This window comes from Thermostichus sp. MS-CIW-41 (assembly GCF_054058915.1).
In genome coordinates this window covers 101,978-114,100 of sequence record NZ_JBSSBO010000003.1, presented here as the reverse complement: position 1 = coordinate 114,100, position 12,123 = coordinate 101,978, and the positions used below count along the sequence as shown (strand labels likewise).

Here is a 12,123-nt window from a genome sequence, read left to right as displayed (position 1 = left end):
TACAACTCTTTGCCGCAAATCCAAAGAATGAGTCGGCATTCCTTTCTCTCCTTCCTCTTGAATACCTGTACCCTATTTTAAATTAAAAGGCTGTAAGTCTGTGGAGGTTGTGGTCGGCTGGTGATTGCACAGCCTGAAGCCCATTGCGTAGCATAAATGAATAATGAATAAAGTCTGGGGATCCCAGCAGTTTGGAGAGGTGTCCGAGCGGTTTAAGGAAGCAGTCTTGAAAACTGCCGTGGTTGACGCCACCGTGGGTTCGAATCCCACCCTCTCCGTTTATCTTGAGGTAAAGCCCAACGGGTCGAAGCTACAGAGATTCACTGGCCCAGAGGGGGAGCTATCCACATGACCATCCTTGATTTATCGACCTTGACCACTCAACAGCTCAAAGACATAGCTTGGCAGTTGCGGGGCACTCCCGCAGTGGAGCCCATCTATCGGGAACTGGGATCCCGACCCAAGAGCATAGTGATTGCACCTGAAGATCCCCAGTGGACAGAAAAGGTTAACCAAATCCTCACAGAGGGATCCCCATCCTGACTGTCGCATCCCAAACAAGGCGGGACATGAATTGAGTTTTGGCTGTAAACCCACGAAGCCTCATGTAGCAGCCGATTCCCAGCCCTGCTCAACAGTCGTTAACCTCCGTCCGTATCAGCTCTACTGGATGCTAAACACTTTCATCACTTCATCGCCAAGGTGGTTGATGACTTTGACGGCGATCCTGCCTGATGACGGCTTGGGAAACGGACGGGAGATGGTACTTCTCAAGCTTGCCCAAGTGGCTTCATCGATTTCCGCTTTCAGGGATGTTTTGAGGGCCTTGTAGGGATCGTTGCTGGCACCCACAAAGTAGGCATGGCGAACGAAAAAGCTCTCGTTGTTGTAGTTGGTGTCGATGAACCAGCAGGCAATTTCATCAGGCTCACTGGAGTGCACTTGGCCCGTCTGGGGGTGAAAAATATCTACACCACGGATTTCCACTTGGTATAGACCATGTTCCAACCGATGAATGCAAATGTCTGGTTCCCCAAAGATGACAAATAGGTTGGCTTTGTCGGTGTTTTTCAACGCTGAGGCCATGTGCAGGTCAGCGTTCATCCGGGCTTTAAGAACGGGAATGCGTCCTAGTTTGGTGAACTCGGAAGCATGAGCGTCATAGTTGAACGCACAGGCGATCACTACATCAAATCCGGCTTCTCCGGCTTCCCTGGCGGCAAGTACCAAGTCGTTGCGGGAAACGGTGCCAAATTCGGGACCAATGAAAATGCCTGCCCGTCTTTCGGTTTCGCCTTCGAGGTAGCGTCCTTCGGCACAGATGACATTCCCCGGCCAAGGGATAAGGGATGTAAAGGTGATTTTGTCCTCTTTGTGGGCTTGTTGGACACCAGCGACACGCAGGGTTTCCAGGATGATTTGGGTAAAGTCGGCGGCTTGGGGTTCTGTGGGGGTAGGGTCAATCAGTTCGTCGTTTTCATCCACGGCGAGGACCCGGTGGGGCGATAGGCTTTCCACGGTGAATGGTCCAGCCACCCGCACGATCGTTTTATCTTCATAGGGTTTGTCATACAGATATTCAAATTCAGCCTTAGCAGCGATCGAGGCATCAATTTCCTTTTGTCTAGCAATCCGTGCCTGCCAGAAAGTTTCGAGATGTTGTTTAGCAGTTGGCGACCAGTCATCGGGAGCTTGGCGGGGCACTTCCCATTCCACCAGTTCATAGGCTTTGACCACTTCCCCGCTGGGCATGGTGAAAGTAGCATCGTCGGGAGCGTTGAATTTGACCTGATGACCTTCTCTGCCACCAGTGGTGACGGTGTAGGGGACGGAATGCCCTCGGAGTGCGGCGTTGAGGTCAGCTAGGGCTTGGAGTACTTGGGGTTGCCACTTTTCATAAATGACATCAATTTCGGTGTTGTTGGCAATGGATTTGAGGGTGATGTGGGGCACCCGTTCATAGACAAAGCCCAAGCGAATGTTGCCGTAAGTAGGTGTGTCAGGGGGAGTTGTGCCAGTAATTTCTGCTTCTTTTTGTCGTCCTGCGGGAGAGTCTGCCAAGAGGTAGTAGGGATAGCGTGCGCCCATGATTCTGGCTCTGGCTAATGCTAAGGCAACCCGTGAAGTATCAATGGTGATCCAGCGTCTGCCCCATTGTTCAGCGACATAGGCGGTAGTACCACTGCCACAAGTTGGGTCTAAGACGAGATCGCCGGGATCGGTTGCCATTAGGATACAGCGTTGAATTACTTTGATATTTGTTTGAACGACATAAACTTTGTCTGTCGCTCCTCCTAAATCTGTCCAAATATCTGTAAGTTCTTTAACTGGATAATCTTCATGAAAAAGTACATATCTTATATTGTTTGCTGTATGAATCACTCTGTTAGCCCTGATTATTCTTTTCATTCCATCTGGGTTTGTTTTCCAAGACCTCCCTGCACCAGGATTAATAGTTTTCCCTGCTATGTCAACCGAAAATACACAAGTCTCTGTTCTGCCTGCTGAGAGTAAGCTCATATTAAAAAATGGTTTAGCATCAGAGCTGATCAGAGACGGATTAGCTAATTCATCTTTGTTTATATTTCTCCATTGACCATCAGGAAACATAACACTTGAATATGCACCTTCGCCGACAATCTTCTCAGAGTAAAACTTTCTAAACTTGAGAGAGTTTTTATTTTTAGCATAGAACAAAATGTAATTGCACACTCCTTGTAAGTAGTTTCCTCCTAGTGCAACGCTACTACTGTAAGTAATTACATTGACAAAGTTTTGATCCCCAAACACCTCATCCATCAAACAGCGGACCCGATGAACATTCTCATCCCCAATCTGCACAAAAATAGAACCGCTATCCGTTAACAAATCTCTCGCTACGGTCAATCTATCTCTCAGATAAGTTAAGTAAGAATGAATTCCATCCCGCCAAGTATCCCGAAAGGCTTTCACTTGTTCTGGTTCACGGGTGATGTGTTCTACCTTGCCATCTTTGACATCCCGGTTGGTGGTTGACCATTGAAAATTAGAATTAAACTTAATCCCATAGGGCGGGTCGATGTAGATCATCTGCACCTGTCCCCGCAGTCCTTCCCGCTCCGCTAGGCTTGCCATCACCTGCAATGAGTCTCCCAAAATCATCCGATTTGTCCAGTTGGCTTCATGCTGATAAAACTCTGTCGCTCTGGCATGGTCGGGTAAACCATTGAAATCAGCAAATAGGTCTAGCTCTCCCTGCACAGCGGTTTGGTTGTTTTGACTCTGACGCATTAGGTCATCAATAATCACCTTGGGATGTACTTTCTCTTGGATGTAGAGGGGTGGGGCACTCACCACTAAGTCTGACCAATCCTGTTCATCTTTTCCACGCCAGACCAGTTGGGGGTCTAAATCCCGGTTGCGACGTTCATAGGCAACCCGAATGGGTGATTTTTCCTCTTCTGCCATCACCGATTGATGTTCGGCAGTGGGGATGTTAGGGCGCTTGTCTTGGCTATGTCGAAAGGCTTCGACCTTCTTGCCAGAGGTGTTGTTGTTGCTGCGACGGGACATGGCGGTGGCTTTCTGGATGGAATTAAGTCGGCAGTTATGGTTGCATTGAGCTGCTTACCGATTCAGGATATCGAGTAAATAGCTTACCCATACTGGCAAGTTTAGCGTAATAGACGAAAGCTGTGGCAATGATAATACAATCTAACAGATCCTTGTAGATGCAAATGAATGCGGATGAAAGTGCCTTGACCATAGACGCTGATCAGCAATAAATGGGCTGTAGGGTTGTTTGCGTAAACCAAGCCATAGCGTTGAGTAGAGCGCTCCCGCAATCATGTTGTGCTCAGGCGTGCCGCCAGTTATCTCAATAATTTCCCCATTGCGAAATTCACGGCGGATCCCATCCGTGCGCTCCGATTCAGCTTCCAGGGCAAAGTATTCCTCTGAGTGTAGGTTTTATGAGGGGTGAGGGCAGTGGTCATGGCATCTCCTCAGGCAGCGGCAGAATGGATCAGGCGGTCAATCAAAGCTTTGAACTCGGTATCAATCTCAAAAACTTCGGTAAACTCAGCAAAAGCCCAGCGCCCAAACTTGCCCAGGTTATTTACGCCAGGGATCCAATAGTTACGCATAGTCAGAGCTTTTTCTTTTCCATCTTCGCCCCGGAAACCTTTGATCTCCACAATCAAGTTGAGGGGATCCGGCCCGCTGTCGTCGATTCGGACGATGAAATCGGGAAGGTATCTGCGCGGGGTAGAGCCGTGTAGATAGGGCACTTCCAAACCTAAGCCCTGGTTTTTGACATAGGCGCGAACGCGGGGATGGGATTCAACCACTCGACAAAACTCAGCTTCCCAGTCGCTATCGTAGATGACCCAGTTAATGTGACATTTATGAGGGTCAGTTCGCCAACGGGTTGTTTTGGAAGTGCTGAAATTGACGTGAATGGTGGAACCGATTGGGTTGTAGGGATCCACAATGGCTTTGATCGGACGTTTGCCCACCAGAGATTCGGTGATGGCAGCCTTGATCCGTTCGCAGGCCATGTCGCTGATTTCTCGGTAGAGGAGTTGGGCAGGATAAGTGCCCCCGGTACAACGGAGATAGCCTTGCATCCAGCGACGGGCAATGGCTTTGAGTTGACCAAATAGATGTAGCTTCGGTTCACCGCCGGGATCCCGGTAGTGGGTGTACAACAGATGTTGGGTGAGGTGATACAGAATAGTGGCCGTACGGACTTTTTCCAAATGCTCCAGGCTCAAGTCCACTCCTTCGCCAAGAATGCCCTCATTGCGGGTGATGGCCGGCCCAACCAACTGGGGCGTCAATTCCAACAGGGAATCGGGCGTGAAATGGGCAGTCAGTTGAGTGTCGGGAAGCTCGACACGGTAGCCTTCAACGCGAGGAAAGGTGATCTCCAGATGATCCCGATCTGGACGGACGGCTTTGACTTGGATGCTTTGAGAGGGCTTGGCCGGGGGAGCTACAATCGGCTTGGCGGTAAAATCAAAGGGGATGCCTAAAATATCGGCGTATTCGACATTGAGCAGTCCTTGTTCATTCAGAACGTAGGATTGGCGACGCAGGGCACGCCCCACCACTTGCTCACAGAGTAGTTGAGTACCGAAAGCTCTTACCCCCAAGATATGGGTAACTGTGCTACAGTCCCATCCTTCGGTGAGCATGGAAACCGACACCACACAGCGGATGGACTCCCCCAGCTTGCCCGGCTTGCCAACCGTGTTCATCACCTCTCGCAGTAGGTCTTGGTCTGAGATTTTCTCTGCAGCGGCAGCACCCTCTCGCTGTTGGATCTCTCTGCGGAACCGTTCGATTTCATCAGCCGCTAGGGTACGGAAGTGCTCGTCTAGGGCATCCCCAGATTCCAATTGCTCGCTATCGATCAGGAGGGTGCGCGGACGGGCTAACCGATTGCCCTGTTCGTCGTAGTTGCGGAATAGCTCCAAACGACCTGCGTGGTAGATGGTGTTGCCCTGGGCATCCTCGCGGTGGAAACCGGCAATAAAGTCATAGACCAACTTCGAGGTGGACGTGTTGTTGCAAACCACAATAAACACAGGGGGAACCGAGATCCCCTCTTGTTCCCAGAGGGCATAGGTTTTGACATAGTGGCCGTAGAGGGCATAGAGGGCAGTTTGCAGCTCGGAAGGAAGGCTGAGGGGATCCAAAGTGCCAGCCGAGCCCCTACCTTTTTTGGGCATCTTTTGGCTGATGTGTTCCCAGAGGTTGCGGAGTTTGGGCATTTCCGCGCCGGGCACATTATCGGCAACAGGCACCCGCGGGAGCTTGACAATGCCACATTCAATCGCATCCATTAGGGAAAAATCGCTCACCGTCCAGGGAAACAGAGTCCCCTCGCGATAGCCGGATCCCTGTAGAAAAAAGGGGGTCGCAGATAAGTCGTACACCCGCAGCACGCCCAACTGACGCTTGACCATTTCGATGCCGGAAATCCAAAGTCGGGCAGACTCATTGTTCTGCTTGGCTTCTTCCTTGTCCTCGCCTTTGAGTTTTTCGACATCTGCAGAATCCGGCCTTTGTCGGTAGCAGTGGTGGGCCTCATCATTGATCACTAGGATGTTTTTCAGCCCCATCAGCTCGGGCATGACCCGCTGGATCATCTGTCCTTCGGTTTCCAGAGTGTTCAGTTCTGGCCCTCGACCTTGCAATAGGCTGCGGGTGCCGGCAGCGAGGGAGTCTCGTTCGCGCAGCTTGAAGGCGTGGTAGTTGGTGATCACGATTTTGGCTTTGGCGATGTCCGGCCACAGATCTGGCGGCACCAAATGCCGGTTGCGGTAGTAGTTATCCGGGTCGTTGGGCTGCAAAACCCTGAGCCGATCTCGAATGGTGATACCGGGAGCAATGATCAAAAAACCGCGGGTGAAAGATGGGCTTTGGGGATGTCGAACCGCATTGACAGTCTGCCAGCCAATGAGCATAGCCATTACCGTTGTTTTGCCTGCACCGGTGGCCAGCTTCAGACAGATGCGCAGTAATCCTGGATTGGCAGCTTCATTGGCATCGGCCAGATGTTCAAGAAAGCTCTGCCCCTCTTTGCCCAGTTTTGGGGCTACTTCTGCCAGCCAAACGGCGGTTTCTACAGCTTCAATTTGGCAGAAAAAAGGACGGATCCCAGGGAAGTTTTCGGGATTGCGCCAGTGTTGCAGGAGCCGGGAAGTTTCGGGTGTCACGCGCCAGTCTCTTGGGTTGGACAAGGCTCGCCAATCCATCACCTTCTGGCGGATGCTGTTGATGAACTGACTTAGCTCATACTCTTGGTGCTCATCCGAGATCTCTTCCGGGTCAAAAAGGGCGAGGCTTTTTTGCTCAGCTTTGCCGCGCTTTTTGGGTTTGGGGATGGGGGTGGCAAAGTCTGCCCGTCGCCGCTGGCTGATGATTGTTCCGGTGGGCTGGCCGTCTTTGTCCAGCTCCCAGTGCCGAGAAGGGTAGTCGTAGGGCGAGTTGAGGATGGGGTTGGCAAAAAATCGGTCAGACATGGGGATGCTCACAAACCCTCAAGTGCTCTGGCCAAACTTACGACATGGTAGCCCATAGCCTTTGAGCTTGTTCGATCCCGAGCTCGCCAAGTCCGGCGACTTGCTGCCCAAAAGGGAAGGGAAGACTGCGGCTTCTCTCGGGCGCAAGCGCGGTCAACCTCTCTGCATCCTTCGTCGGCCTCTCTACACTGAGAAGCATCCTGCGATTCTAGGGTAAAGACCGGTGGTGGGGAGCTGACGCTTTTGTTATCCTGTCGCATAAGCTCCCCCCTGGGATCGCGAGGGAAAGTGGGCCAACCTTGCCTGACACTGAACGCCAGCACAGCCTGCATAATGTTCCCGCACAATGTCCTGCACAATGTTGTGTCAGCAAGACTTGGTTCTCGATGGCAGGTTTGCAGAGAGGACGTGACCTGATGTTTACTTGGCTCTGGACGAAACAATTTTCTCGCTTGAATCAGAGGCTACAGAGCCTGGAGGTAGCCCGCGAGGAAAACCTTCTGTCTCCCGATCTGAGCGCCCAAACTCTGCAGGTGGCCCCCGACTTTTGGGAACGGCAGCACCAAGCCTTTGTCTATGTGGACAAGCAAATGCAAAGGCTCAGCCGTCGCAGCAAGATTTGGGGAGGAATGGCGCTGTTGGCCATTCTGGCCGATGCGGCTCTGATAGTGGCAGGTCTGACGGCGTTTCAGTCTTGGCAGCAGGTGCAGGCGGATCGCCAATTAACTCGCATTGCCCAGCAGACTGCGGCTGCCGATCCTGTGCAGCGAGCTTTTGAGGATCTGGTGGCCCAATTGCCCCAGATGAGCGGGGTAGAGCGATATCGTGCCCTAGAGGCGTTGCAGGCTCTCTCGGCTATCTCGATGGCGCACGGCGGCTATTCCTACGACGGTTCTGCGGGTATTTCTGTGTACAGCTCTGCTCTCCCAGCAACCCCTCTTGAGGCTCAACTGCAAACCATTTACCGGTTGGGGCAAATGCGGGTGGTGGAGGCGGTGCCGGCTTTGCTGACCAAGCTTGCGGACGATGAGCCGGTGGTGCGGGAGGCGGCGGCCCGTGCCCTCGGCCAAATTGGGGATCCGCGCGCCTTGGGTCCCTTGCACGATCTTCTGGCCTATGAGCCCAATGAGTTGGTTCAAGATGCCGCTATTGCTTCGATTGCCCAACTGCTGCGCTGAAGAGAGGGTTAGATGGGGGTGGGAGTTGAGGCACTGGGGATGAGTATCGGCAAAATGAGCAGGCTGGGCAAACTGCTGGGGGTGATTTGTTGGGTGTGGGGATCCGCTCTGCCGGTTTGGGCGCAGGATCCCTTCCGCAGCGGGGACAATGCCCGCCCCATCAGGCCGGAGGTGGCGGCAGCTTTTGAAGAGTTCTTCTGTGCAGGCCGCTACAGCCAGAGCCGGGAAAAGCTGGAAATGGCCAAGAAAGCCTCTCCCGAAGAGCCGATGGTCTATGCCCTGTTGGCAGCGCTGGCCTATCAGGAGGGAGACCTGGAAGCATTTGCCCGGTTGGCTACCCAAACCCGACAGGTGGCTGCCGAGCTGAAAAAGACAGATCCCTTGCGGGGCAACCTTTACGAGGGTGTGGGCTATGGGCTGGAGGCAGCCAACATAGTGGTGCGAGATGGGGTGGTCATCGGTTTGCCCAAGGCTCTGCCCACCCTCAATCAATTGTTTGCCTCCATCCGGGCCGCCCAGGCAGTGGACAGCAGCGATCCGGAGCTGAATCTGCTCAACGGCTACATGGATTTGCTGCTGACCTACCGGGAGAAGGCTCTAAATCAGTTTCGGATGGCAGCTCCTGACTATCTGTCCTACCGCGGCCAAGCTCTGGCCTACCGGGATATGCAGCGCTTTGACGAGGCGCTGGAGGCGGTGGATCGAGCCATTGCTGCTTCTTGCAGCAACCCGGAGCTCTATTACCTCAAGGCGCAAATTTTGGTTTCCAAAGGGCAAGACCGAGAGGCCGTCCCCCTTTTCGATCAGGCCCTGCAAGCTTCCGCCCAACTGCCCCAACCTTTGGTGGAGCAAATCCAGATGGAGCGGGATCGCGCCGCCCAGCGCAGTGGGTTGACCGGCCAGTTGCCGGCCATGCCTAGCCCCTGAAGGGATCCCATGAGCCTGCGCATCAGCGGCAAACGAGCGCTGCAAACTCCCGCTGGCTTGGGCACTCGACCCACCCCTGGCCGGGTGAGGCAGGCCTTGTTCAACATCTTGCAAGGGCAGGTGGAAGGCTGTCGCTGGCTGGATCTGTGCTGTGGGGCCGGTACGGTGGGAGCAGAAGCTCTGTGTCAGGGGGCCGCTTTTGTGGCCGGGATCGAGATTGCCGCCCCTGCCTGCCGCATCATCCGAGCCAACTGGGCCAAGGTGGCGCAGCTGGGGCAATCTTTCCAGGTCATTCAGGGAGATGCCCGCAAGCTGCTCAGCCGCGGCCTGAACTTGGAGCCATTTGATTACGTGTACTTTGCTCCTCCCTACGAGGCCGGTCTGTACGCCCCGCTCCTGCCCCTGATCCCGCCCTTGCTCAAGCCAGGCGGAACCTTGATCGTCGAGCATCGCAGCGGCCATGACCTACCCGAACAGGTGGGATCCCTGCTGCGCTTTGACCAACGAACCTATGGGCAAACGGCGCTGGCTTTCTATCGCAATCTGGAAGAGCAGCTCTAACTGGGAAAGGGGGTGCTGACAAAGCCGATTTCCAAGAGCTGCTGATAGGCTTGGGTGCCCAGCTCGCGGGTTGGGCCCTGGCTGTTGATGACCTGGATCAGCCAGCCCACAGCCTCTTCCGGTCGCCCGGCGGCGCGATAGACCACGGCCAAATCGTAGGCGGCTTGATCCCGGGCTTGGGCGGCAACACGGGCCAGCTCCCGCTGTTCTTCGGAGATGCGGTTTTGGATCCCGGCGAAGGCGCGGGAGAGATCTTGGTGGTAGTTGGAGCGCTGGTTGTAGGCGTTGAACACCTGTTGCAGCAGCTCGACAGCCTGGTCGTAGTTTTGCGCTTGGATGGCGGCATCGGCTTCGGCGGCCAGTTGTTCGGCTCGCAACGCGCTGAGGGCGCTGCTGGGTTGCTCTAGGGCGCGAAACTGCTGCGGATTGGGAATAAGCTGCTGTCCGGCAGGGAGCTGCTGAGCGGTGGCCCAGAAGGTGGAGCCCACGCCCAAGATGAGGCCGAGTAATACGCCGAAAACCAACCGCGCCCAAGAACGGCGCAGAAGGCTGAGCCCCTGTGCAATGGCGTCCTGGCGACAGCCTTGGGAAGCAACAGCGGGACGTCGTCCAATCATGTGCGGGTAACCCCCAAAACCTTTTTTGACCCGTTCCACTCTACCCTACTCCTCGGGTCTTTGCTGCAGCTCAGGGATCCCTTTGGAGCGAGGCTGGGAGGAGATGGGCTTCTTGAGCTTGGGCGGAGAGGAGCTGGGCGAGTTGGGTGGCTCTGGAGGCTTTTCCGGCAGCAGCGGTAGGTTGAGAATCAGCTCATACATGCGCAGGTATTCCAGCGCTGAGCGGTGCCAACTGAAATCGCTGGCCATGCCCCGCTTCTGCAGCGCTTGCCAAGTTTCTTTGTGCTGGAAGGCTTCCCAAGCCCGCGCCAGACAGGTGTAGAAGTCCAGGGCTTCGTAGCGGTCAAAGCAGTAGCCGGTGCCGAGCCCCTTGCTGGGGATGTGGTGGCTGACGGTATCCACCAGCCCCCCCGTGCGGCGGACGATGGGCACACACCCATAGCGCATGGCGATCATCTGGCTGATGCCGCAGGGCTCAAAGCGGCTGGGCATCAAAAACGCATCTGCCCCCCCGTAGATCAACTGGGCCAGCTTGGGTTGGTAGCCTTTTTGGTAGGCCATTTTGCCCGGGTGCCGCTCGGCCATCTCCCGGATCCGCCCTTCGTAGTAGGCTTCGCCGCTGCCTCCCAGCAAAACGAATTGCGCGTCGCTGTAGGCCAAAAAGCGATCCAAGGCTTGGATGAGCAAGTCGATCCCTTTTTGCTCCACCAAACGGGCCACCATGCCCATCAGAAAGGTATCTGGGTTGACGGTCAAGCCCAACTTGGCCTGTAGCGTGGCTTTGTTGGTCGCCCGCCCGCTGAGATCATCGATGCTGAAATTGGCCTCTAGGTCTGGGTCGGTGCGGGGATCAAACCTATCGATGTCGATCCCATTCAAAATTCCTCGCAACCGTTCCCCTTTCCAGGCCAACAAGTCCTGCAGTCCTTCCCCATGCAGAGGGGTGCGAATTTCCATCGCATAGGTGGGCGAGACGGTGTTCACTTGGTCGGCGTAGAGGATCCCGGCAGCCATGGTGTTGTGGGCAGAAAAATACCAGGGCAGCCAGGTCATGCGCTCCAGTTGCCAGCGCCAGGGCCCTTGGTAGGCCAGGTTGTGGATGGTGAACACCGTGCCAATATCGGGAGCTTGGTGCATCCAGGCCGGGATCATGCCGGTGTGCCAATCGTGGCAGTGGATGATGTTGGGTTTCCAGGGGTAGTAAGTCCAGGCAAATTCGGCTACGGCGTTGGCAAAAAAGGTGAAGCGCCAGAACTCGTCCTCGCCGTAGTAGATGCGGTGGGGAGCAAAGCAGTAGTGGCTGACCAAGTAGAGGGGCACATCGGTGCCGGGCAAAACGCTTTCGTAAATATCGGCCACCTGACCCATGACCTGTTTGGACCAGATGGGATCTTTCGAGCGGGGGTATTGCCCCGGTTCCTGGCCGAACTTGTCCCAGAGAAAGCCATACAGAGGCATGATGATGCGGACATCCTGACCCAGCTTGCGCAAAACGACAGGCAGGGATCCCACCACATCCGCCATGCCCCCCACCTTGGCCAGAGGTGCTGCCTCTGCCGCTGCGAACAAAATCTTGGCTTGAACCACGATGCCCTCCCTGTTGTTGTGGGCTCCGCTCCGCCGCCGCGAACGGATCCCGGCTCAGTTGCCCTCAGCCAAAACCCTTCCCATCCTAAAACACAAGGGATCCCTGCGCCGGATGAGCTGATGCAGCGCTTCTTCCTGAGGCTGTGTTGCAACTTATTGATTTTTCGTAAGATGGAAGGACAGTGCTGCTCAGAACTGTTGTGGGCGCTGCTGTATTGCACTTTATTCGTCGTCATTGTTCTG

General features: G+C 54.8%; 8 protein-coding genes and 1 tRNA gene. 5 read left to right on the top strand and 4 right to left on the bottom strand.

Going from position 1 to position 12,123, the window contains the following annotated elements:
* Positions 1 to 193 precede the first annotated feature (193 nt).
* Both ACVWXE_RS02020 and ACVWXE_RS02015 read left to right on the top strand, forming a co-directional pair.
* Positions 194 to 278 (top strand) — tRNA-Ser (locus tag ACVWXE_RS02020).
* Between the two features lie 70 nt (positions 279 to 348).
* Positions 349 to 543 (top strand): hypothetical protein, encoded by a 195-nt coding sequence (locus ACVWXE_RS02015; RefSeq protein WP_011433320.1) that lies wholly within the window; start codon positions 349 to 351, stop codon positions 541 to 543.
* Between the two features lie 120 nt (positions 544 to 663).
* On the opposite strand, the gene ACVWXE_RS02010 is transcribed toward ACVWXE_RS02015, so the two are convergent.
* Both ACVWXE_RS02010 and ACVWXE_RS02005 read right to left on the bottom strand, forming a co-directional pair.
* A complete protein-coding gene (locus tag ACVWXE_RS02010) occupies positions 664 to 3,552 on the bottom strand; it encodes a site-specific DNA-methyltransferase (RefSeq protein WP_457489449.1) in 2,889 nt (962 codons plus the stop codon).
* Positions 3,553 to 3,983: 431 nt separating this feature from the next.
* Positions 3,984 to 7,010, bottom strand: a complete 3,027-nt coding sequence (locus ACVWXE_RS02005) for a BPTD_3080 family restriction endonuclease (RefSeq protein WP_457489448.1) — start codon at positions 7,008 to 7,010, stop codon at positions 3,984 to 3,986.
* Positions 7,011 to 7,462: 452 nt separating this feature from the next.
* On the opposite strand from ACVWXE_RS02005, the gene ACVWXE_RS02000 reads away from it, so the two are divergent.
* The 3 genes from ACVWXE_RS02000 to rsmD are packed head-to-tail and all read left to right on the top strand — an operon-like array spanning position 7,463 to position 9,676.
* Positions 7,463 to 8,188, top strand: a complete 726-nt coding sequence (locus tag ACVWXE_RS02000) for a HEAT repeat domain-containing protein (protein ID WP_457489447.1) — start codon at positions 7,463 to 7,465, stop codon at positions 8,186 to 8,188.
* 39 nt (positions 8,189 to 8,227) lie between these two features.
* Positions 8,228 to 9,115, top strand: coding sequence for a Sll0314/Alr1548 family TPR repeat-containing protein (locus ACVWXE_RS01995; RefSeq protein ID WP_457489446.1), 888 nt, complete (start codon positions 8,228 to 8,230; stop codon positions 9,113 to 9,115).
* Positions 9,116 to 9,124: 9 nt separating this feature from the next.
* Positions 9,125 to 9,676, top strand: coding sequence for a 16S rRNA (guanine(966)-N(2))-methyltransferase RsmD (gene rsmD, locus ACVWXE_RS01990; RefSeq protein WP_457395636.1), 552 nt, complete (start codon positions 9,125 to 9,127; stop codon positions 9,674 to 9,676).
* On the opposite strand, the gene ACVWXE_RS01985 is transcribed toward rsmD, so the two are convergent.
* Positions 9,673 to 10,293 carry a hypothetical protein gene (locus ACVWXE_RS01985; protein WP_414357398.1) on the bottom strand — a complete coding sequence of 207 codons (621 nt, stop codon included), beginning with the start codon at positions 10,291 to 10,293 and terminating at the stop codon, positions 9,673 to 9,675. The two genes, rsmD and ACVWXE_RS01985, sit on opposite strands and share 4 nt — an antisense overlap.
* A gap of 45 nt (positions 10,294 to 10,338) precedes the next feature.
* A complete protein-coding gene (glgA, locus tag ACVWXE_RS01980; protein ID WP_457489445.1) occupies positions 10,339 to 11,880 on the bottom strand; it encodes a glycogen synthase GlgA in 1,542 nt (513 codons plus the stop codon).
* Positions 11,881 to 12,123 lie beyond the last annotated feature (243 nt).